This is a genomic window from Microcoleus sp. PH2017_28_MFU_U_A (genome assembly GCF_020738035.1).
Lineage (GTDB): Bacteria > Cyanobacteriota > Cyanobacteriia > Cyanobacteriales > Microcoleaceae > Microcoleus.
The window spans coordinates 1-22,674 of sequence record NZ_JAEQCX010000045.1 but is presented as its reverse complement, the minus strand read 5'-3'; the positions used below and the strand labels follow the sequence as shown (position 1 = coordinate 22,674).

Genomic DNA, 22,674 nt, shown 5'->3' with positions numbered 1-22,674 from the left:
AGTAAGTTTAATCTATCCCAAATTCTACTAACCAGAATCTAGCACTTATCACTAGCTTGAATGTTTCATAACATGAATTTGGTTCAGATTGATAGACATCCGCGATCTGGGCGAGGACATTTGCTATTACCCCTTACCTAAAATTATATGACAATCCAGAAAAGAGTAGCGACAAATCTGGAGCCGATCGCCCGCCCTGACAATTCAACCGCAACCTGTTTCTGCTAATTGGCACAAAATGTCAATTGTCAGTTTTTTCGCACAAATGCCGATCGCTCTCAACACCCGGATTGTATTGCAGGTAGTCTCCTAGCCAGCGACAGCCGACGGCGAGCAATGTGTCAAGTTCGGCACCTTCTACTTTAGCAGGATCGAGACTCCAAAGCTTCACCGACCCATCTTTCCCGGCAGATGCTAAAGTTTTGCGATCGGCACTAAAACTCACACTCCACACATCCGCTTGATGTGCCCTAAAAGTTTGCAGCAAAGTCCCGTCGCGGCGCCAAAGTCTCACATTGCCGTCAGTGCTGCCCCCTGCCAGCAACTTGCTGTCTTTACTCCAACTGACATTACCCAAAGCTGCTGTAGAATCGAGAGTTTTGAGCAACTTGCCGTCAGTATTCCAAACTTTCACCTTCCAATCGTGACTAGCTGAAGCAATCCTCTCACCGTCTGGCGAGAAATTGCAGCCCCACACTTCATCTCCGTGTCCCAAAAGAGTTTTCTCAAGTCGAAACAGTGTTTTCCCGCTGCGTTTCCAAAGTTTGACAGTTCGATCTTGACTGGTGGAAGCCAACATATTACCGTCGGGACTGAACCTGACTGATGTAACAGGTCTAGTATGTCCTTTTAAAGTATGCAGCAAAACACCGCCTGCATTCCAAATTTTAATAGTTTTATCCGAACTTGCAGTAGCAATTAGTTGAGAATCATGGCTAAAACTTGCACTCCAAACTAAATCTTGATGTCCTTTCAAAACTTGCTGCAAAGTTCCGTCGCGGCGCCAAATTCTGACAGTTTTGTCAAAACTTGTAGAAGCAACTAACTGACTGTCAGGACTAAAAACTACCTCAGTAATTGACTCGGTGTGTCCAGGCAAACTCAAAATTAACTTACCGTTAGGCTGAAAGAAATTCACCAACAATTCGTCAGTCGCACTCACAATCAACTTGCCATCCGGGCTGAAATTAGCCGTGTGTCCCTTAAGCAAACGATTGCGTTCTCTAACTGCATTTACCGTTCGGTGCAGTATATTTAGTGTCTGTGCTTTCAGCGTTGGGGAAACTTCTATCTCTCGCATTTTTTTGCCAGCACTGACTGCTGCGATTAAAGCTCCTAGCTGATCGTAGCTTAGGGAAATATCGGCGGTAGAATTGAGTGCTTCTATGTGGGTAATTATTGCTTGTCTTTTTTGATTTTCAGCTTTCTGGGCTACTCGCTGCACCTGCACGAGCACGCTACCAGAGATAGCAGAAATTACAGCGAGTGCAAACAAACTAAATTGGACTGTTCGCTTGGCTTTTTGCTGAGCTTTAGTCAAAACTAAATTTGCTTCGGTTAATATTTGCGAAGCTGCTTTTTCTAGTTCCAAAGCTCTTTGAACTTCCAGATTTTCTTGTTCTTGGCTAGCCGAGAGGAATTGATAATCGCGATCGCTCAAACTTTTGTCAGCCGCCCAGATTAAGGCTTCTGCGAGAGCTCTGCCTTGCAGCAAGCGGGAAGCGTCTGTGTGGTTGGAGGCTTCCCAAGCGCAGATAGACTCGGAGTAAGGCAGGAGCTTTGCTAATTCTTGGTGTATCCATTCCCGATTAAAAACAGACGCATAAATTTGGTTGTAAACTCTCAGTTTTCCTCCATCTTGGACGATTAAACCTGACAGTAAAAGTTCCATTTTTTGGGAACTGTATTTAGCTAAATTATATTGAGCAATCGACTCTTTTGCGGTATTTTCTGCGCCGTTTGGCAGAGTCATATCTGCTAAGATTTGTTGGTAAAGTCCTAGCAAACGGCCGATGCGCTCTTGATTTCTCAGGAGGCGATCGCGAATTGTCTTGAGATGTTCGGGTTCGTCTTGAAATTCCCAGTTTTCTACGGTGCTAGACTGCACTAATTCGGCAATAAATAATTGACAGTTGGCTGGGCTATGGCAATCGCGGCTGGTTTCTGCTGCTAACTTCTGGGCAGTTAATTGACAAAGTTTTTGAGTAAGGAATGGCTGTCCTCCAGTCCAAGCTAAGATTTCTTTGAGAATTTCGTGGGAATTATCGATTTTTTCTGGCCATCCTCTGACTAAAGGTGTGGCTTCGGCAAGATCGAATCCTTTGAGTTCAATGGCGCGGCCGATATTAAACGGAGTTCGGGTTTTGTCAGAGATCAAATCTTGAGGAGTCGCTACTCCAAATAAGGCAAAAGTCAGGCGGTTGTATTCGGGATTTTCGGCGCGTTTGTTGTAGCAGCCGCGCACCCAGGCAAAAAAGTCGTCGCTGGAGAAGTTCAGGGAGAGAATGCTGTCAATTTCGTCGATAAAAATTACGATATTGCGATCGATCGCCGGAAGCAATACTTGTTCGATAAATTCATTTAATCTGACGGCTGGTGGCAAGTCTTCTCGATCGCGCCACCAAGTCTTGACATTCATTTTAATTTTAAAGCTATTGGCGAGAGTGGCTGTAAAACCCGCGTACCACTGGACGGGAGTTATTTGAGCCGTGCCAATTCCTGTGATGTCAACAATTGAGCAGGCAATATTTTCTGCTTGTAAGCGGCGCGCTGTTTGCACCCGCAGACTGGATTTTCCCATTTGTCGGGAGGTGAGCACGTAGCAAAAATCACCTGCTTTTAACGATTCGTAAAGTTCGCTATCTGCTGCTCTGGTGACGTAGGTAAGAGCATTCGCCTGCAAACTGCCACCAACTTGATATGCAAATTCTGTCGCTGCCAAATCGGACACGGGAAATAAAGGGGAAGCAGAAGGAAGAAATTCTATTTTAGCCGACTTTGCGCCAAGCTCAACTTCAATTTGAGATAATTGGTTTGGTTTCGATAATATTTCGATCATAATTACTACTGCTTCCCCTTTATTTTAAGCAATTCTCATTAGAAACTCTAGGATGTTCATGGGAGGAACCTCGGGAGGCCGGGTTTTGTGGGGCGATCGCAGTGACTTGGATAAAAATGACTGTTGAGGAAAGTAAGCGAGGATTTCCATGTGCGGTTTGCCGAACTAGATGTGTTAAATCTATACACGGCGGGGCGATCGCACTTTCAGTACAATGTCAGTATTTCAACCTCTACATCCGCTGAGTCTGAATATACAAGGTGTGAAAGTAGCTCTAATCCTGTGGCTGTCTCGCTCTGAGGTTGTTCGCGGGTGCAGCGGTGGGGGGGTTAGAGGTAGACAGTTAGCGTATTGGCACAAGCAGAGAGAGAGGGAGAGAGGGGGGGCAAGAGGTGAGGCGAGAAACCGGGTTTCTACGATTTTTTTCGTTGAGTTACCAGAAATCTTCGTAGAAACCCGGTTTCTGAAGTCATGGTGGGGGGCGAGAAACCGGGTTTCTACGATTTTTTTCGTTGAGTTACCAGAAATCTTCGTAGAAACCCGGTTTCTGAGTTTATTACGTAAATGCCTTAATATCACCCAAAAGTATGATTGATGGATAAAAAGTTGCGTGTTATTATTCTAAATAATTCTATACAAAAATACTTTTACCGAAAAGGAGAACAAAAAATGGACACACCTACAGATCGCGTACAAGAACCTGTCGGGGCAAGAGAACTCGAATCAATACCTGTATCGGGAAAAGTTTCTGCCGAAAAAGTTACTGAAGTTCAATTTGACGCGACTCCTTTAGAAACCCCTACTTATACTCAGGACAAAGTTAGCGTCGAGGAGTTGAAGATTAACGGCGACGATTTGGTTGCTAAAGTTAAAGAGCTGATTCACGAAGGGAGTATCCGCCGCCTGATTATCAAAAATGAAGAGGGACGGATTTTAGTAGAAGTTCCTCTGACGGTGGGAGTAGTCGGCGGAGTCATCAGCGCGACTTTGTTTCCAGTGATTGCAGCAGTAGGAGCGATCGGTGCATTAGTCGCTCACATGACGATTATAATTGAAAGAAAAGAATAATAATAACTCAGTCGCGATTACTGCTAATATCCGGTTAATTTCGCGCGATCGAGCTTGTTTCTTGTGAGGACTAAAGTCCTCTTTTTTTGAATCAGGACTTACGCAAAAAGTGTTTTTATGGTGGAATTATAGCGCAATACCGTTCAGTTAAGCCAGATCCCCCCTAGCCCCCCTTCCCAAGGGGGGGACAAGAAGTTGCTCAAAGTCCCCCTTTTTAAGGGGGATTTAGGGGGATCTCCTCGGAGTAAACAGTTAACCCAAGCGTATTGAATTATAGCGGTAAGGTGCACGAGGTGCAGAGCGCACCTTACCAAAATTAGGTTGTGCGTAAGTCCTGATTTTGCCAACATATGCTAAGAAACTGTTTGGTGAGCTAGCTTAACTGTTCCTAAAGCCGTCTTCCTGCTGTCAAAGAGTTTCATAACCCCGGAGGAGATGGTATCGATGACATCGGGAGCGCAGTAAGACAGAAACTCTTCCGACGAAATGTGACCGGCAAAGAATTCTTGAGCTTTCTTCAAAAAGTTTTCGGTTTCTGCAAAGCCGATAGATTTGATAATAAACGTAGCCACGGGGGAGTTTTTAATATCATAGGGAGATTCTTGATTACGTCCTATTGCTAACAAATCTAAAACCTCTTTTTCCAACTGACTTTCTAAGGGGTAAGCGATTTGTCTGTTGGGCAAGTAATCTTCCAAAACCGATGTTTTAAATCCTGGTGCGCGCAATTCTCCCATCATTGTCGAAAGCGGAATGTCGCGCCCCAAACGGTAGGAAAGAGCTTCTAAAATTGCGATCGTAATTAGTTTGATACCCAGATAAAGTTTGGCGACTGCGATATTTTTTCTAGTTTGGGCAATCATGTGAGCGTAGGTTTCATTGTCCGGTTCTTGCATAAACTGCTGAAAAACCAGTTCTGGTTTGAGGAAGTTTAAAAATCCTTCCATCTTTTGCAGAGATTTGCGATATCCGCCCACGGTATAGGAATTGACATTGCTCAATTCGTGGTTGGTTTCTGGCATCAAGTTCCAGGTATTGTCTAAGAAATTAGAGGAATTTGGAGAGGCAAAATTCTCTACATCCCGATTGGCTAACCTGACCGAACGCTTGACAATTTCTGCTGTTTCGGCATCAGTCCATCCGAAATTCAAATCGCGATTTACACTTACCAAGCGCTGGTGCAAAAGTTCGATCGCACTCAAACCGCTGGCCGAAATCGGACGAAAAGGAATCGTAGCTTCGATGCAAGCGGCAATTTCGGCGATCGTACTTGCAGGCAAAAAAGGCTCCAAAGATTTGGCAGCAATCACGGCACTCAAGAATTCGTTCTGGCCGGCAAACGGAGAGAGAATCTTGCCTGGAACAAACCCAAAGACAGAGGCCACCAGGTGATACATGGCATCGTCGGGTAGTTCGGTTCGATCTCTAATCACTAACTGCGATCGCACTTCTTGGACAAAAGGACAAAGGGCGCTGCTGATATTGAAACTTACGCCCTGATCGACTTGGACGTACACGAGGTCGTGAAACAGCGCAGCCAGTACCTCGATCGGATCGACTGACCCTCCGACCTCAAAAATGTGTTCCGACGTGTGAAAGTAGCGCCAAGGCCCCCTCATCGTTTGAATGATGAGCTCTGCTATCTGCTCCAGCTTCGGAATGTCTACTCGACCTCCCAATTGCTCGATCGACGCTACCAAAGCATCCAGACACCGTTTTTGTTCTCCGAAAAGCTCCATTTACGCACCTCCACTACATTCCCTGATTGTCTTGGGCTTGATTGAATGGTATCAAAACGCGCTGCGATCGTGCCATCGCTCGTGAGTGAAAACTTGTTTTTGTCAGAAGTCCGATCGGGGGGTAAAAGCCAGAGGGGAATACAGGGAGAGAGGGAGAGAGCGCCAGAAGAGAATTAAAAATTAAAAATTTGCCGCGATTCTGGGAACTAAAAGGTTCTGTATCATCAATAACATTAGATTTGAGCGGATACCATTTTAGATTTTAGATTGTGGATTGAAAAATTGCAGGATTGAAAAATTGCAGGATTGAAAAATTGCAGGATTGGGAATGACTTATGACTATCGGGGTTTGGATCGCCGACAAAGCAAAAGCAGTTGCATTTTTTTTAACAATAGTGAGTTTACAACCGCCCGATCGCTAAATCTCAAAAAAACGCGGTTTTTCTCAATCTGGGTCGATCGACTTCTAGGGAAGCAGAAACCTGGTTGTAGCCCGCACGCGCCAGCGATCGAGCGATGTTCAGCTTTTAGACAGAGGTAAACACCCGTGCGATCGCTGCAAGATTAACTAGGAACTGAGCAATTTGGGAGACTAGGTGGCGTGAAATTCGTGTCCGACCCGCGAATAACAGTCAAAATCCGCAAAATGAACGAGCGGGTGCGGTGGCAAGAAAAGTCGATCGCCGATCGGGGAATTGACCAAACTAAGATGGTTTTGGACGATCGAACCGATGACTGTCCTGAATTTTCATTTTTAGTCGCAGGCGACAGCGGCACCGGCAACCACCGCGGCCACAACCCGCAGCGGCAGGTTGCCGAGTTGATGCTGCGGGAACGCCAAAGTTGCCGTTTTGCTCTGCATACGGGCGATGTAGTTTATCTGGTGGGTTCGAGTGAATATTACTTGCAAAACTTTATTCGCCCCTACCGAGAGTTTATCGTCGGCGGCGAGCAACCATCTCGGATTGCTTACGATCGCATGGTGTTCAACTTTCCGTTTTTGCCCGTACCGGGAAACCACGACTACTACGACTTGCCGATATTCTACGGAATTCTCTCTGCGACTGCTTTGCCGCTGCGGAGGCTGCTGGGTTCCAAGTTAGATCTCGATGTCGGCTGGCACGGTTCGGAGATCGGAAATGCCTACGCCAAAGCCTTTCTCGACTACCTGAGGGCTCACAAATTGCCGGGAGAGCTCGATCGCCACCTAGACGCCCACTACACCGCCAGCACCAGCACAGGCCGCTGCATCCGCTACCAACCCGGACGCTTTACCCGCTTACCCAACCGCTATTACACGTTTCGCAGCGGGGGTATCGACTTCTTCGCCCTCGACTCCAATACCTTCAACGAACCCTTACCGATCCCGAAAACCAAAGAGGGCGAGATTCGCCGCCAAAATTTGGAACTCGATCGGCAAAAGTTGGAACAAGAAAAATTGGAAATGCTCGAAATGTCCGATCGGCTAAACCCGGAAATTCCCGAAGAAGCCGAAAAGCTAGACGACTTGAGCGCCAAATTAGAGCAAGTTGACGAAATGCTGATGGATATCGACAAACAACTGTCGCCCGACAGAACAGCCTCCACGGACGTTGAACAACTCGAATGGCTCAAAAGGCGATTGATTGCATCTTGGGCAGATTCAGACGTGCGGGGGCGGGTAATGTACTTGCACCATCCCCCCTACGTAACCGAGGCGACAAAGTGGAATCAAGCTCAAACTTTGGCAGTTCGGCTGCGATTGCGCGAGGTACTCGATGCGGTGGCCGATGCAGTTGGGGAGGAGGCGCGGGGGCGTCCCCTAGTAGATTTGGTACTCACAGGCCACGCCCACTGTTTGGAATACCTGCGGACTGGGGATACCGGACACGGCGACTCTGGGATTAATTGGATTGTCTGCGGGGGAAGCGGCCACAGCCTGCGGCGTCAGCGCCCGGAAGGGCCGATATTGCAGGAAGCATCGAGCCCGGAAGCTTATCGGTTGGCGCGCGAGGCTGGTGCTGAAACAGCCAGCCGGCGGGTAGCGGAATCTTTGCTATTTGTCGGCCGCAGCGGCGAAGGTTCCCACAAACGCCGTCCTTATTCGTGTTTGCGGATTGATGTTCTTGACGGGACTCCCCCCAAGTTCAGAGTTCGACCTTTGGTTGTCGAACGATTTGAGGGGAAATGGCAGGAAATCGCGATCGAACCTTTTGTAATTTAACTTTCGCTTCTAGGTTTGTAGTGAGGACTTCAGTCCGCAAAAATTGGGAAGGACTAAAGTCCGAACGATCGAACCTATTTGGTTTTAGGTTTGTAGTGGGGACTTTAGTCCTCAGGAAAATAAGGACGAAAGTCCTCACTACAAACCAATTTAATTGTTGTATCTCAACAGGAAATAATATTACCAATTACCAATTACCCATTCCCAATTCCCCATTCCCAATTACCCCTTACCAACTATGAAACGTTCAGCTTGCCTAATCTTTAATCCCGTCGCCGGCAACAGCGACCCCGACCAAGACTTAGCGACAATTCAAGAAATGTTAGAGCCGTTTATTGACTTAGACATTCGGCTGACAACACCAGAATTAGATGCAGATCAACTCGCCCGCGAAGCAGTTGCTAGAGGAGTTCAGGAAATTATTGCTTCCGGGGGTGACGGCACATTATCAGCAGTTGCGGGCGCCATTGTGGGGACAAATATCCCTTTAGGAATTATTTCGCGGGGAACTGCGAATGCTTTTGCAAATGCTTTGGATCTTCCGAATACCATCGAAACCGCCTGCGAAACTATTTTGGGAGGGTTGACGCGGGTGGTGGATGCGGGGATGTGTAACGGTAAAATGCCGATGGTTTTGTTAGCTGGAGTGGGTTTTGAGGCGGAAACTGTCGAATTAGCCGATCGCGAAATGAAGAATCGCTGGGGAATGCTGGCCTACATTCTCTCGGGAATCAAACAGTTAAACAATTTAGAAAGATTTGAAGCCGAAATCGAAACCGAAGATAAAATCATCACCGTTACTGCGGTGGCCGTGACAGTGGCGAATGCAGCGCCGCCTACTTCCATTTTAGCTCAAGGCCCCGCGGGGATTATTTTCGATGACGGCTTGCTGGACGTGACGCTGGTGGCGCCTCAAAATAAAGCAGGGGCGATCGCAGCTTCTTATCACCTCTTACAAACAGCATTGAGCGGCAATCCTACCGATCGCGACGACATCGGTTATTTGCGCGCAAAAAAAGTAAAAATCAGTGCCGATCCGCCTCAAAAAGTGGTTGTAGATGGAGAAATTGTCGGCATGACTCCGCTTTCAATTGAGTGCATTCCCGGAGGTTTAACTATTTTCATACCGCGAGTTGAAGAAGATGTACCCGTGGAAAAACTGACAGGTTTAGCTGACATTGAAGTGACAATGAAACCCTTAACTTAAACATGACCTAGGCAACTCTTAAGGTACGTAGTTGCGCTTGGGCGCTCTTAGGTACGTAGTTGCGCTTGGGCGCTCTTAGGTACGTAGTTGCGCTTCAGCGCTCTCTTCTCTTAAGGTACGTAGTTGCGATGAAAGCGCTCTCTTAATTAGATATGAAAGAGCAGTATTCTGGAGGTACGTAGTTGCACTTCAGCGCTCTTTTAATTAGATATGAAAGAGCGCTGAAGCGCAACAACATACCTTAAGACCGCGTGGGCGCTTTTAATTAGATATGAAAGAGCGCTGAAGCGCAACAACATACCTTAAGACCGCGTGGGCGCTCTTTTAATTAGATATGAAAGAGCGCTGAAGCGCAACTACATACCTTAAGACCGCGCGGGCGGTCTTTTCTTTTTATGCGTCTAAGATTTGGCGAATCCGGCGCTCTAAAAGTTCGAGATCGAGGCCGCCTTCATCGCGACTGATGCGGCGCACGGTGACGTTAACATTGTTCAAATCTGCCAGCAAATCTTGGAGGATTTCTTGTTGCTGGCGGGCTTGAGTTATTTCGCGCGGTTCCTGCACTAAATCGCGAACAATTGTATCTTCGGCGCGCGAAGCAACGATCGGGTCTGCTTCGCCGTCTACGTGCACGAAAGTGCGCCGGCCCGGGCCCCGTTCTTCTTCAATTGGGATTACTGCTGTTACTCGATCGGATCGCACATATTTGCCAAATCCTAGGTGGACTAAGACGGAAGATTGTATTTTCATAGATAGCAAGTTTTATTTGTAAGTTATCTATATTTTAACTTTTTCACTATGAAACGACAACTAATATCAAAGCTTTTTTTACTACAATATATGTCGGTTTTTTCTCTGTTTTGAAGTTGTCAAATCGAGAAAAAAATGCTAAGTTAATTAACTGGATATAACTTGCCAACGGTTGGTCAGAAACCGGGTTTTTCACGAAGAGACGCGTTGCAGCCCACAGATTCGGTAAAAACCCGGTTTCTTTGGTTGAAGCGCGTAAATCCTGTTAACATAAAAATAGAGCAATGTGCGATCGCCCGCAGCGCATTTCAGGGACACAGCCTACCGATTCTAGATTTGAGCGTTACTCCCACGGAAAAACAGGAAAGCCTAAATGATCCCAATTAGTCTCGACTTAGTTATCAGCCTCCTGACAGCCATTCCCTTCGGCACCATCAAAGACAAGTTTCAGCGCAACGAAACAGTCATCAAATTATTAAAAAGATTTAACCTCGACCCCGATGCACCGCCAGCCGATTTTAGCGGAGTTTACGTTTATACTTTAGTAGAATACGGCGCTGGCAAACCCAAGCAGATTTTAGAACTGTTTCGCCAAAAAGAGATTGAATCAGCATTTCGTAAAGCCTTCGAGTCCGACAGCCCAGCCATTTTAATTCAAGCAGGCGATGAGTTTCTCAACGAAAGTGCTTTGGGCCAAGAACTTCGAGATTTAGGGATTGACCCCAGACGGGAGTTTATGGCATTTGCGGCCGTGTTTATGGAAGTCGCAAAGCGGACGCGATCGATCGGCGATGTGATGGTGGGAAATGCGATCGCCTCTTTGCAAAAACGCCTATCTATGGTAATGGATCGCATCGAACGCCTTCCCACTCTCGAAGGAATTCGCACCGAGTTTGCGCGGTTGGAAGCCGAAGATTATCCCGCACTTCCCGCAGCCGCATCAACGAATATTCAAAAGTCTCAAGCTTTTATTTTATCACAACAAGTGCGCGGTTGGTTTGAAACCTTAAATTATCAATTTGAAACCTATCAAATCTCGGAAGATAACTATTTTGAATGGATTATCAATGTTCCGGTGAGACGCAAAAAGTACGATCGCATTTTAGTACGCGGTATCGCCGGAGAAGCCGGACTCAGGGACATCTTAGCCTTGCGCGAGTCGGTGGAAAAGCAGCGCACCGATGAAGGCTGGCTAGTCACCGCCCGCCGCATCAGTCGCGCCGCGCGGGATGAGGTAGAAAAAGATGAAAATCGCGATCTAGCTTGCTATACCTTCGATGAATTGCTGGATCAAGATGCCGATTTTACCGCTTATCTGGATTGGCTAGAAACTGAAATTACCAGCCGAGGAATTGATACGAAATATGTGCCGCTAGCTTGTACGAAAGAAGAAATTGACCCCGATACTCACCGCAAAATAGGAGTGAGTCATTATGGCGAACGAGATGGCTGGATTGAAGGTTATATTGATTTGTGGTTGGATGACCCAGTAAAAGAACATATTTCAGTTTTAGGAGAATTTGGGACGGGGAAAACTTGGTTTGCCATGCACTATGCTTGGATGGCGCTACAACGCTACCGAGATGCTCAAAAGCGCGGCTTAGAACGTCCGCGTTTGCCGTTAGTAATTCCCCTGAGAGATTATGCTAAAGCTGTTAGTGTGGAGTCGCTATTTTCTGAGTTTTTCTTTCGGAAACACGAGATACCTTTGGCGGGTTATTCGGCTTTTGAACAACTGAATCGGATGGGTAAGTTTCTGTTGATTTTCGATGGTTTTGATGAAATGGCCGCTAAGTGCGATCGGCAAGAAACCATCAACAACTTCTGGGAACTAGCAAAAGCCGTCGTTCCGGGTGCGAAAGTTATCCTGACTTGCCGCACCGAACACTTTCCTGAAGGCAAGGAAGGACGGGCATTGTTCAATGCAGAACTGCAAGCTTCAACAACCATTTTAACAGGCGAAACTCCCCAATTTGAAGTCTTAGAATTAGAGAAATTTAACGACGCGCAAATTCGGCAAGCGCTGTCAGTTCAAACAGAAGCAACTACTGTCGAAAAAGTGATGGGAAACCCGCATTTATTAGATTTAGCGCGCCGCCCGGTGATGACAGAGTTAATTTTGGAAGCATTGCCCGATATTGAAGCTGGAAAACCCGTCGATATGTCGCGGATATATCTGTATGCGGTGCGACGGAAGATAGAGAGAGATATCAAAGCTGAACGCACTTTTACTTCTTTAGCAGATAAGCTTTACTTTTTGTGCGAACTGTCTTGGGAAATGCTGTCTACCGACCAAATGAGTCTGAATTATCGCGGTTTTCCCGATCGCATTCGCGGCCTGTTTGGTGCCATCGTCCAAGAGGAAAAAGACTTAGACCACTGGCACTACGACATGATGGGTCAAACAATGCTGATCCGCAATGCCGACGGCGATTATACTCCGGCGCACCGTTCGTTATTAGAGTTTTTTGTCGCTTACAAATTTGCAGCGGAATTGGGAGTTTTGGCGGCAGATTTTACCGAATTAGTTGCGCCGGAACAGTCTTGTTTAGATCCTGATGTTGAGGCTCAATTATACACTTGGTCTAATTATTGTCGGCTTCAGGCGCAGAAGAGAAATAACAACGAACTTATCGCCCCTTTGCAGGGATTTATTGCTGAAGATTTAGGGCAACTTTGTCAGAGTTTTGGACAAGCGCCACTGACGAAAGCAGTGATTGATTTGTTGTTACCTATGTTGGAGGTTATTTCCCCCCCCTTGTTAAGGGGGGCCGGGGGGGATCGTGACGATGCCAATCACGAGAGAACCCCCGAATTCCTATTAGAGAGAGAGGATAGTGACGATGTTAGCCAGAAGAGATCCCCCCAACGCCCCTTAAGAAGGGGGGCTTTAGAGAAGTCGCCCCTACTAGAAATTCTGGAAGCAACGCGGGGAAAAACTGAAAGTGAGGTAGGTTATGTGGGAGGGAATGCGGCGACGCTGTTGGTGAAAATCGATCGCACTGCGTTAGAAACAAAAGACCTTTCTCGTGCAGTTATTTTAGGTGCTGATTTTACAAATGCTAGCTTGCGCCGCGTCAACTTTGCTGAAGCGAATTTAGCTAATTCTGCTTTTACTAAAATCTTCAGCAGTATTCGGTCAGTAATGTTTAGTCCTGATGGCAAACTGTTAGCTACAGGTGATACTGATGGCATAGTTCGCTTGTGGGAAGCTAGCAGTTGCAGAGAAATATTGACCTGTAAAGGACATAGCAACGTAGTGGAGTCAGTTGCCTTCAGTTCTGATGGTAAGATACTTGCTAGCGGAAGTTATGACAAAACAATTAAGTTATGGGATGTCAAAACTGGTGAATGTTTAAAAGTTTTGCAGGGACATACCGAATCAGTAATGTCTGTCAGATTCAATCCTGATGGAAATATACTCGCCAGTGGGAGTTTTGATGGCACGGTAAGGTTATGGGATATTCGTACTAGCGAATGCTGCAAAATTTTGCAAGACCATACTAAAGTGGGATTTTCAGTGGCTTTCCATCCTGGTGGTGAGATACTTGCTACTGGGAGTGGTGACCAAACAATAAGGGTATGGAATATCAACAGTGGTGAATGTCTAAAAATATTTGAGGGACATACTAAAAATGTGTTTTCAGTTGTTTTCAATTCTACTGGTGAAATACTTGCTAGTGGCAGTGGCGACAAAACAGTGAAGCTGTGGAATATCGGTAGCGGTGAATGTCTCAAAACTTTGGAGGGACATTTCGATCAAATACGGTCGATCGCCTTTAGCCCAAATGGCGAAATACTTGCAAGTGGAAGTTACGATCGCACTGCAAAGCTGTGGGATATCCGCACTGGTGAATGCTTGAATACTTTGCAAGGACATAGCAATCAAGTAGGGTCAGTTGCCTTCCATCCTGGGGGTGACATACTTGCTAGCAGTAGTTACGACCAAACGCTGAATCTGTGGGATATCAACAGCGGTGAATGCTTGAATACACTGCAAGGGTATAGCAATCAAGTAATGTCGATCGCCTTCAGTCCCAACGGTGAAATGCTGGCCAGCGGCGATGACGAGAAAAAAGTCAGGCTGTGGGATGTCAACACTGGTGAGTGCCTCCAAATCTTGCAGGGGCATCTCGATCGGGTACACTTAGTTGCCTTCCATCCAAACGGTGAAATACTTGCCAGCGGTAGTTATGACGAAACATTGAGGCTGTGGAATATTCGCAGTGGTGAATGCCTTCATACTTTGCCAGAATTTGGCAATGAAGTACGGTCGATCACATTCAGTCCAAATGGTGAAATACTTGCGAGTGCAGGTTATAAACAAACGGTGAGGCTGTGGGATATCGTTACTGGCGAATGCCTCAAAACCTTGCAAGGGCATAACAATTTTGTATACTCGGTTGCTTTCAGTTTTTTGGGCGAGATATTTGCCAGTGCAGGTTTTGACGGAACGGTGAGGCTGTGGGATATCCATAGTGGTGAATGCCTCCAAATTTTGCAGGCGCATACGGGTTGGGCACGCGGAATCGCCTTTAGTCAGAACGGTGAAATACTTGCCAGTGGAAGTATCGATCGAACAGTAAGATTATGGGATGTCAAGAGTGGTGAATGCCTCCAAATTTTGCAGGGGCATACTGATTGGATACGTTCAGTTGCTTTTAGTTATTCTGGTAAAATAGTTGCTAGTGGAAGTGTAGATGGAACGGTAAGAATATGGGATATCCGTACAGGTGAATGTCTAAAAATTTTGCAAGGTCATACCAGTAGAATTAACTCAGTTGCCTTCAGTTCAAATGGAAAAATTATTGCTGCTTGCTGTCGGGATGGCACAATTATAATTTGGGATGCTGGGACGGGTGAGTGCCTCAAAATACTGAAAAGTGACAGACCTTATGAAAACATGAATATTACCGGAGTTACGGGTTTAACGGAAGTTGAAAAAGCCACCCTCAAAGCTTTAGGGGCTGTGGAAAATTAATCATCGCCAAGGAGGAATTATGCAGTCAGCAATACGGATTACAACCAAAGTTCTTGCAGGAAATAAACTTGAAATTCAAGTGCCACCTGGTTCTGTGGGTGAAGAGGTTGAAGTGTTTGTGATTATACCAGAAAAGCCGCAAGGCGGGCGGCGTAAAGTGTTGGAATTGCTTACGGAAATCCGCAGCCGTCATGTATCCAGAACTGTTGAAGAAATTGACCAGGAACTTCAGAACTATTAGCCCATGAGTTTTATTCCCCGCTTCTCATACAGTCACAATCTCGTTACGCATTTGGGAGTCATCGAGGGTGCGCGTGCTGTCATTGAGGTGTTACCGCTGCCACCTGATACTACTCTACGCCTGCGCCACGATGCTCTGCAAAGAAGTACACGCAGCTCGACACAAATTGAGGGTAATCCCTTGGATGAAGCGGCGGTGCGACGGGCGATAGCAAGGAGTTCGCGCACAGGAAGTGATGCGGAACAGGAAGTCCGAAATTACTGGCGTGCCCTTGACCGCGTTGAAGAATTCGCAGAAGCCCAAACTCCCATTACAGAAGCATTTATCAAAGAACTGCACCGAATAGTCATCGTGCGCGGTCGCGGGCGGCGGGGCAGCAAAAGCGAGTATCGCGTTACAGAATGCCCTGTAGTAGATACAGTCACGCGGGCGATAGATTACGGGCCACCGGAACCGGGGGATGTACCCGCCTTGATGCGGGAATTAGTCGATTGGCTATCTTCAACGACAGCAGCAGAATTGTCCGCCCCCATCCGTGCAGCTATTCTGACGCACCGCTTTCTCAGTATCCATCCATTTAACGACGGGAACGGTCGCACCGGCAGACTTCTGGCTACTGCTGAACTGTGGCGTTCCGGCTACCGAATGCGGGGGTTTTTCTCGTTTGATGAGTATTTTAATGCCGATCGCGATCGCTATTACCGCTCTTTGCAAATGGGACTGCCGGTGAACTTCTACGAAGGTCGCCACGACCCAGACCACACGCCCTGGCTGCTTTACTTCGTGGAGACGATGGCTCGTGCCGCCGATGAATTGCAAGCTAAAGCTAAGTCTCTTTATCAAGGTGCTTCTCCTGATGCCCTACCCTGGGAAGCATTGCCACGTCGCTCTCAACAACTCCTCACCCGACTTTTGGCAAGGGTTTTGGATGGAGTGGAAAATCCTTTTGCGATCGACGTTTCAGATGTTGCATCCTGGTTTGGGGTTTCAGACAAGACGGCCCGCGAATGGCTGCAAGAGTGGACTGAAGGTAGTTTGATCCATCCGGTTTGGGCGGGTTCTGGGGCAAGAGTCCGCAGTTACGCGCTAGCTGAGGAGTGGATTGCTGCTTGCTTCAAAATAAGGGAATCTGTTTCGGAAAATAGCGGAAGTTAATTTAGGCATTGAGCCACTTATTTGAGGGGTGTTTTACGAATTTGCAAGGTTTTTAGCTGTTATGACTCTAAAAATAACGGAAGTAGGTTGGGAAAAATAACGCCTATTTAGCCGGTGGTCGGCGGTGCGATCGCACCCCCAAATTTACGCGCGAGTAGTCAGAAACCGGGTTTTTTCGATAATACTTCGTTGAGACCAGCAGATTCGGCCAAAAACCCGGTTTCTAGGATACCTTACTGACTAAATTGCTGGGCGTAATAACGAGCATATCGATCGCCCTTTTGCAATAATTCCTCATGCGTCCCCGATTCCATCACTCTACCTTTTTCGAGAACTAATATGCGATCGGCTTTCCGCACAGTCGCCAAACGGTGCGCGATAATAAACACAGTCCGACCGCGCATCAATCTTTCCAAGGCCTCCTGCACCAAAGCTTCCGACTCCGAATCTAGCGCCGATGTCGCTTCATCGAGGATCAGAATTCGCGGATTTAGCAAGACTGCACGGGCGATCGCAATTCTTTGTTTTTGTCCACCAGATAAATTTACACCCCTTTCTCCTACCCAAGTTTGATAGCCGTCGGGAAACTCAGTAATGAATTGATGGGCGTTAGCAATTTCCGCAGCTTTCTGCACATCTTTCAGTTCATAATAAGATTGACCGAAAGCAATATTTTGAGCAATTGTACCCGAAAATAAAATAGTTTCTTGCGGCACTATTCCGATTTGTCGGCGCAGAGTATTTAAGGTGACATCTTGAATATCAATACCGTCAATTAAAATTTGTCCGGCTTGCGGATCGTAAAATCTGGGTAACAAGTTTACTAACGTAGTTTTCCCCGCACCGGATGCGCCGACAAGCGCAATCGCTTCTCCGGGAAGTGCGAGTAAACTCATACTTTGTAAAATCGGAACCCCCCCTAGCCCCCCCTTATCAAGGGGGGGTTGAGGGGGGTAGGCAAAGTTAATGTTGCGGTATTCGACTTTTCCGGTAACGTGGGGAAGTTCGATCGCACCAGGCTTTTCGACGACTGTTGATTGAATGGCTAAAAGTTCAAAAATGCGATCGCTAGAAGCCTCTCCCTGCTTAAAATCGCCGTAATTTGCAGTGGTAATTGCGATCGGATCGATTAACAGCGCTACTCCGGCGATATAACTGATAAATTGCGTACCAGTGAGATTTCCTTGAGCAATTTGCCAACCACCGAGGAAAAACAGCAAAATCACGCTCATCGCTTCCAGAAAGCCAACTACGACGAACTGGAGTGCTTTTATGCGTTCTGACAAATACTTAGCGCGACGGTTTTGTTCGGCTTCTTCTGCAAAGCGGGCAATTTCGTAGTCTTCCGCCACAAATGCTTTGATTAAACGAATGCCGCTGAATACTTCTGTTAGCAAAGCGGATAAATCAGAAATCCGATTTTGACTTTCTCGCGAGTAACTGAGCAGTTTCTCGCCAAACCAGCCAATTAAAATAGCCATCAACGGTGCAATGATTAACGCACCCAAAGTTAATTGCCAGTTAAGATAAATCATATATCCCATGACTGCAATTAGCTGCAAAACACAAGGGATAAATTGATGAAAAAATTTATTTACGACTTCGCCAATGCGGTCAATATCTTCTGTGAGGCGGTAGGATAAATCTCCGGTTTTGGCAGTCTCAAAGTAGCCGAGATTGAGGTTTTGGAGGTGTGCATAAACTTTTTTGCGGATTTCTAAAGCAATAGTCAAAGCTGCTTTTGCCATCAGCGTATCTTGACCGTACTGGGCGATACCACGAATTAGAAATATGATGGCGCTGAGTGCAGCAATTTGAGCAAACCCTTTTAAATCTCCTTTACCTATAAATTTGGCGGTTTCACCAACCAGCCACGCGATTATTGGCCAAAATATGGTAAAGACTACGGTACAAGCTAATGCTTTACCGATGGTTTGTTTTTGGGGACGGAGGTAGGGTAAGATTTGCCAGTATGTCGATCGAGCTTTCAAGATATTTTGCCCTCGCAAGTTCTGTTTTTAGAGATATCTGAGCCAGAATATGATATCAGCGATCGGGCAAATCTTCGCAATCATTCTTGACCCTCAGCATGAGTAGCCCGTACTTTAGCCCCCGCCACAACTGCACCCCGAAAGGCGGCCGATTCTCCGGGTGCAAGACTAACGGGTTGAGTATCGATAAATCCGTTGTCTATTAAATTGCCTGACTCGTCCAAAACTTCATAGTTGACTTTGACATTTTTGATAATTTTGCAGCCTTGATTCAACACTTTTCCGCTGAAAAAGCTGCCGTCATAATTTGCCGTCGCAATTGACACTTTCGCCGCAATGTTAGCACCGGTAATGCAAGTTGGGGAACTTCCCGATGGCTGTTTTTCGCACAACTTGCCTAAGTCTACTATTTTGCCTTCGGTGGTTTTTAGGTAGCAAAATGGTTCATTAATTAGTGAGTTTTGAGCAAGGGTATTTGTAGAGTCTGCAATCAAAGGGCGAGCCGATATCGGCGAGATTAGCAAACTTGATAAAGCTACGGTTAAATGTAATATTTTCATATTTGTTTGGGATTTAATGAAATTAATTGTACCAGATAATTTCGCTAAAATTTACATTGTGCTATGATAAGACATCAAACTTTTGAAAATAAAGTCATGGTCGTTACTCAAGATAACCCCAAACAAAAAGCGATCGCCCTGACCGTAACTTGGGAGAAGTTGCCAGACGATTTCCAATTAGAAGAAAAACCAGTGGAGAATACAGGTCAACCGCTAATTGCTGGAGCACTGCGAGAAATCTTAGAACTGAGAGGATTAATCGGCCCACTAATGTTGATTGCCAGCAATTTTGGGATTTGCGCTACTGTCAACGGCGAGTTAGTTATCAAAGCACCAGATTGGGTTTACGTACCTTCGGTATTGCCCGCAGAGTCGAGAATTGACCGCAAAAGTTACACCCCAAACTTGGAAGGAGAAATCCCGACCATTGTGATGGAATTTTTGTCGGAAACAGACGGCGGGGAATATTCTACTAAACGTACTTTTCCTCCGGGAAAGTGGTTTTTTTACGAACAAATTCTGCAAGTCCCAACTTACATCATTTTTGACCCAGAAACTGGATTGCTGGAAGTATATCGCTTGCAAAATGGCAACTATGTACTAGAATTTCCCGATGAGGAAGGTCGTCACTGGATGGCAGATTTTGGTTTGTATTTAGGAACGTGGAGAGGGGAGAAAGAACAGCGTACAGGCTATTGGTTGCGCTGGTGGGATGAATCAGGAAATCTGCTGTTGTGGGGCGTAGAACAGTTAGCAGTAGAACGCCAGCGAGCCGATCGCGAACGGGAACGAGCCGATCGACTGGCTGAGTATTTGCGCGATCGGGGAATCAACCCGGACGAGATTATTTGATGAATTCTACGCGATATTTGTAGGGACACGGCAATGCCGTGTCCGCAATTACTCCTATTATTTAATACTCGGATTCCTATTCCCAAGATTCCGGGCTCCCGGAACTTTTCGGCTGGGACGACGATTGTTCAAACTGCTAGCAGTTCGAGCATTCACAGCATCAACAGGAGCTCTTAAACCCAAGTCTTGCAAAATTTCTACAGCCGCCCTTTGTCCAGTTTCGCAACCGCCTTCCATGTAACCTTGATTTTCTAGCGAAGTGTGTTCTCCGGCAAAATATAAATTGCCAAATCGTTCGCCTTCGACGCGGTGCATTTGCGTCCACTGTCCGACTAAATAGCAGGAATAAGAACCTTTAGAAAAGCGTTCTCCCGGCCAATAAACTCGCACTGCTTTTCCCGATCGCAAATTTCTCACTCCGGGAAAAACTCTTTCAAATTGTCCCAAGAATTTTTGTGCTTGGTCTTCAGGAGTTCCGCTACCGATCGACAAACCTTGCTTTCCTCCTGTAAAATTAGTGATCAAACCGTTAGCAGTGGGAGCAAAAGCCGTAGCTTCCCAGGTATTCTGGAATCCTAAATCGGTATAAACAGAAGCAGTCGATCGATAAGTTTCTCGCCAAATGCGACTGCGGTAGCCAGTAATCAGCTTAGAATTAGTACCGTAACCCAATTGCTCGATCGCCCTACGCTTCGGTTGCGGCAAAGGCACGTTAATTTTAACGTCTCGGAGAGTGCTAAACGGCAAAGTTAGCAAAACCCGTTCATAAATACGCTCAAAGGCGCTTTCACCCGATCGCAAATTCACCCGATAGCGGCCATCCGGCAAAAAAGTAATCGCTTCCAAAATTGTCCCCGTCTCGATCGAACCAGACAATCGATCGGCTAAACGGTTGACAATTTGACTGTTACCGCCGTCTATTTGATAACGCTGATCGCTGTCGCCGTACAATTCAAAACTGCCAGATTCAGAACCGATTAAAAACAGCAGATTTAACGCCGACTGTTCCTCGGGATCTCGACCGTATTCTATCGTGTAAGCAATGCGGAGCAACTGCCGGACAATTGTGCTAGTATCAGCTTGGTTTACATATTCAGCGATCGAAAGATTGTCCAATCTTTCCGCTGGTTCTGTAAAATCTTGATAGCTAATGTTATCTCCGATCGCACCCAAATCTGCACTAATTTTACTAGCAAGGGGCCCAAAATCAGAGATTAATTGCGCTAGAGAAAATCGTCGCCCTTCCAAGAAAAAAGTATCCTTTACCAATCCCCGCTGTACGTTAACTAAGTCGATCGCCCGCAAACCCAATTCCGTCGCCAGCGAGATCAAAGTAGTGTGGCCGCTATCAATAAATTCTCCTCCCAGCTCGGCCGAAATCGCTGTTCCAGCCACCCTAGGAGCCGTGCGAATCCGTCCCCCCACGCGGTTGCTTGCTTCGATAATATCGGCACGCACGCCCCCCTGACGCAAGCGATAGCCCGCCGTCAAACCAGCAATCCCCGCACCCACAACCAAAATGGGCGATCGACCGCGCGCTTGAGCAAAAGCCCCCTCTCCCTCCCGGGTAAAAGTCGCAGCAGCAACGGCTCCCGCCGCCGCTAAACCCCCATGCAGCAAGTGCCGCCGAGATATGGGAAAATTGGGAGTGCGATCGTCCAGCATCCCCAGTAATTCATCAGCCGGAATGCCTGTTTCCCTTGACTTTTGGGCAATACTCGCAGCGCGGCGCAGCATTGCCATCAGTGCAGATTTAGCCATAATTGAGACGCCCTCACAAAAAAAATGATGTAAACTGAATTCTCGATCGAATTTGATTATGCACTTTCCAGATTAAAGTACAGAGAGATTTTTTAATAATGCTAACCCTCAGAACACTGTTCGACAGCAAATTTTATCTCGAAAACAACCCAGATGTCGCCGTAGCAGTCGCCAGAGGCACAGTATCGACCCCCTTCGATCACTACCAAAAAATTGGCCAATTTGAAAATCGTGACCCTAATGCCCTGTTCGACGCCAGCTATTATTTAGACACCAATTCAGATGTTGCAGTGTCAGCCGAAAAAAACAAATTTTCCGGCGCCCAGCACTTTATTAAATTCGGTCAATTTGAACGGCGGAACCCCAACCCTTTCTTCGATGTGGGTTTTTATCTGACAAGCAACCCGGATGTGCAAACAGCAGTCCAAACCAATCAATTTAGCGCCTTTGAACACTACTTGAAAGTCGGTCAATTTGAAAACCGCAAAGCCAGCATTTTTTTCGATCCCAGCTTTTATCTAGAAAGATATCCGGTAATAGGATCAGCAGTCAGCAGTGGCGCAGTTAAAAGTGCGATCGACCATTACATTCAATTCGGTCAACAAGAAGGATTGTTGAGCGCTCTCCCCGTTCCCGCCGACGATTTGAGCACAGCCCAAAACCTAGGTGTTCTCACAGACAGTCTAACTGACAACGATTTTTTGAGTGCTACCAAACCAGCCGATATTTACAGTTTCATCCTCAATACTCCCAGTCTTTTCAGTGCAACTGTTGATGGTTTGAGTGCAGATGTGGATGTAGAATTAATTCAGGATCTCAATGGTAACGGCGTAGTTGGATTAGACGATATTATTGCTTCATCTAACAATTTAGGTACGGCTTCAGAAAGAGTTGTAAGCAATGGGGCTTTGCCTGCGGGGACTTATTTCGTCCGCGTTTCTCAATTTCAAGGCGATACAGATTACAACTTGAGATTGCTATCTGCTCCCTCAGTAATACCGCCCCAAACTTAAAATCAAATTAACGTATTAGGTACGTAGTTGCGCTTTAGCGCTCTTTATAATATTAGGAAAGAGCGCCAAGATCGCAACTACGTACCTTTTGAGAT

Annotated in this window: 15 protein-coding genes; 9 read left to right on the top strand and 6 right to left on the bottom strand. The window is 46.5% G+C overall.

Features of this window, described 5'->3' with window-relative positions:
• Positions 1-241 precede the first annotated feature (241 nt).
• A complete protein-coding gene (locus tag JGK14_RS10720; protein ID WP_325315048.1) occupies positions 242-3,058 on the bottom strand; it encodes an AAA-like domain-containing protein in 2,817 nt (938 codons plus the stop codon).
• A 669-nt stretch (positions 3,059-3,727) separates the two neighbouring features.
• On the opposite strand from JGK14_RS10720, the gene JGK14_RS10715 reads away from it, so the two are divergent.
• Positions 3,728-4,126, top strand: a complete 399-nt coding sequence (locus JGK14_RS10715; protein ID WP_293179560.1) for a DUF4342 domain-containing protein — start codon at positions 3,728-3,730, stop codon at positions 4,124-4,126.
• Positions 4,127-4,479: 353 nt separating this feature from the next.
• Here JGK14_RS10715 and JGK14_RS10710 read toward each other — a convergent pair whose 3' ends face one another.
• Complete coding sequence (locus JGK14_RS10710) at positions 4,480-5,865, bottom strand: hypothetical protein (protein ID WP_293179557.1); 1,386 nt, start codon at positions 5,863-5,865, stop codon at positions 4,480-4,482.
• Between the two features lie 646 nt (positions 5,866-6,511).
• Between JGK14_RS10710 and JGK14_RS10705 the strand changes: the two genes are divergently transcribed.
• Together JGK14_RS10705 and JGK14_RS10700 are read left to right on the top strand one after the other, a co-directional pair.
• Positions 6,512-8,068, top strand: a complete 1,557-nt coding sequence (locus JGK14_RS10705) for a metallophosphoesterase (RefSeq protein ID WP_325315047.1) — start codon at positions 6,512-6,514, stop codon at positions 8,066-8,068.
• Between the two features lie 238 nt (positions 8,069-8,306).
• The gene (locus JGK14_RS10700; RefSeq protein ID WP_293179551.1) at positions 8,307-9,275 is read left to right on the top strand and encodes a YegS/Rv2252/BmrU family lipid kinase; all 969 of its coding nucleotides are present in this window, start codon (positions 8,307-8,309) and stop codon (positions 9,273-9,275) included.
• A 393-nt stretch (positions 9,276-9,668) separates the two neighbouring features.
• On the opposite strand, the gene JGK14_RS10695 is transcribed toward JGK14_RS10700, so the two are convergent.
• Positions 9,669-10,025: a hypothetical protein gene (locus tag JGK14_RS10695; RefSeq protein ID WP_293179548.1), complete on the bottom strand. Its 357-nt coding sequence runs from the start codon at positions 10,023-10,025 to the stop codon at positions 9,669-9,671.
• Between the two features lie 207 nt (positions 10,026-10,232).
• Here JGK14_RS10695 and JGK14_RS10690 point away from each other — a divergent pair, with 207 nt between their 5' ends.
• Genes JGK14_RS10690 through JGK14_RS10675 form a run of 4 tightly spaced genes read left to right on the top strand, consistent with a single transcriptional unit; the run spans position 10,233 to position 16,402 of the window.
• On the top strand, positions 10,233-10,412 hold the full coding sequence (locus JGK14_RS10690; RefSeq protein ID WP_293201166.1) for a hypothetical protein: 180 nt from the start codon (positions 10,233-10,235) through the stop codon (positions 10,410-10,412).
• A complete protein-coding gene (locus JGK14_RS10685) occupies positions 10,399-15,006 on the top strand; it encodes an eIF2A-related protein (protein ID WP_325315046.1) in 4,608 nt (1,535 codons plus the stop codon). The genes JGK14_RS10690 and JGK14_RS10685 overlap by 14 nt, the downstream gene beginning before the upstream one ends.
• Before the next feature lie 19 nt (positions 15,007-15,025).
• Positions 15,026-15,247, top strand: a complete 222-nt coding sequence (locus JGK14_RS10680; protein WP_293211897.1) for a hypothetical protein — start codon at positions 15,026-15,028, stop codon at positions 15,245-15,247.
• 3 nt (positions 15,248-15,250) lie between these two features.
• The gene (locus JGK14_RS10675; protein WP_293211895.1) at positions 15,251-16,402 is read left to right on the top strand and encodes a Fic family protein; all 1,152 of its coding nucleotides are present in this window, start codon (positions 15,251-15,253) and stop codon (positions 16,400-16,402) included.
• A gap of 233 nt (positions 16,403-16,635) precedes the next feature.
• On the opposite strand, the gene JGK14_RS10670 is transcribed toward JGK14_RS10675, so the two are convergent.
• Both JGK14_RS10670 and JGK14_RS10665 read right to left on the bottom strand, forming a co-directional pair.
• Entirely contained in the window at positions 16,636-18,393 is a 1,758-nt protein-coding gene (locus JGK14_RS10670) for an ABC transporter ATP-binding protein (RefSeq protein ID WP_325315045.1), read from the bottom strand.
• Between the two features lie 80 nt (positions 18,394-18,473).
• Complete coding sequence (locus JGK14_RS10665; RefSeq protein WP_293179530.1) at positions 18,474-18,953, bottom strand: FxLYD domain-containing protein; 480 nt, start codon at positions 18,951-18,953, stop codon at positions 18,474-18,476.
• Positions 18,954-19,049: 96 nt separating this feature from the next.
• Here JGK14_RS10665 and JGK14_RS10660 point away from each other — a divergent pair, with 96 nt between their 5' ends.
• Positions 19,050-19,805, top strand: coding sequence for a Uma2 family endonuclease (locus tag JGK14_RS10660; protein ID WP_293179527.1), 756 nt, complete (start codon positions 19,050-19,052; stop codon positions 19,803-19,805).
• Between the two features lie 57 nt (positions 19,806-19,862).
• On the opposite strand, the gene JGK14_RS10655 is transcribed toward JGK14_RS10660, so the two are convergent.
• The gene (locus JGK14_RS10655; protein ID WP_293193544.1) at positions 19,863-21,566 is read right to left on the bottom strand and encodes a flavin monoamine oxidase family protein; all 1,704 of its coding nucleotides are present in this window, start codon (positions 21,564-21,566) and stop codon (positions 19,863-19,865) included.
• A 98-nt stretch (positions 21,567-21,664) separates the two neighbouring features.
• Between JGK14_RS10655 and JGK14_RS10650 the strand changes: the two genes are divergently transcribed.
• Complete coding sequence (locus tag JGK14_RS10650) at positions 21,665-22,579, top strand: PPC domain-containing protein (protein ID WP_293197271.1); 915 nt, start codon at positions 21,665-21,667, stop codon at positions 22,577-22,579.
• The last annotated feature ends 95 nt before the right edge of the window (positions 22,580-22,674 follow it).

Coding starts and splice junctions, on each gene's coding strand:
- JGK14_RS10680 (WP_293211897.1), top strand. CDS start 15,026: ATGCAGTCAGCAATACGGATTACAACCAAAGTTCTTGCAGGAAATAAA.
- JGK14_RS10695 (WP_293179548.1), bottom strand. CDS start 10,025: ATGAAAATACAATCTTCCGTCTTAGTCCACCTAGGATTTGGCAAATAT.
- JGK14_RS10705 (WP_325315047.1), top strand. CDS start 6,512: ATGAACGAGCGGGTGCGGTGGCAAGAAAAGTCGATCGCCGATCGGGGA.
- JGK14_RS10665 (WP_293179530.1), bottom strand. CDS start 18,953: ATGAAAATATTACATTTAACCGTAGCTTTATCAAGTTTGCTAATCTCG.
- JGK14_RS10710 (WP_293179557.1), bottom strand. CDS start 5,865: ATGGAGCTTTTCGGAGAACAAAAACGGTGTCTGGATGCTTTGGTAGCG.
- JGK14_RS10700 (WP_293179551.1), top strand. CDS start 8,307: ATGAAACGTTCAGCTTGCCTAATCTTTAATCCCGTCGCCGGCAACAGC.
- JGK14_RS10655 (WP_293193544.1), bottom strand. CDS start 21,566: ATGGCTAAATCTGCACTGATGGCAATGCTGCGCCGCGCTGCGAGTATT.
- JGK14_RS10660 (WP_293179527.1), top strand. CDS start 19,050: ATGGTCGTTACTCAAGATAACCCCAAACAAAAAGCGATCGCCCTGACC.
- JGK14_RS10650 (WP_293197271.1), top strand. CDS start 21,665: ATGCTAACCCTCAGAACACTGTTCGACAGCAAATTTTATCTCGAAAAC.
- JGK14_RS10675 (WP_293211895.1), top strand. CDS start 15,251: ATGAGTTTTATTCCCCGCTTCTCATACAGTCACAATCTCGTTACGCAT.
- JGK14_RS10715 (WP_293179560.1), top strand. CDS start 3,728: ATGGACACACCTACAGATCGCGTACAAGAACCTGTCGGGGCAAGAGAA.
- JGK14_RS10720 (WP_325315048.1), bottom strand. CDS start 3,058: ATGATCGAAATATTATCGAAACCAAACCAATTATCTCAAATTGAAGTT.
- JGK14_RS10685 (WP_325315046.1), top strand. CDS start 10,399: ATGATCCCAATTAGTCTCGACTTAGTTATCAGCCTCCTGACAGCCATT.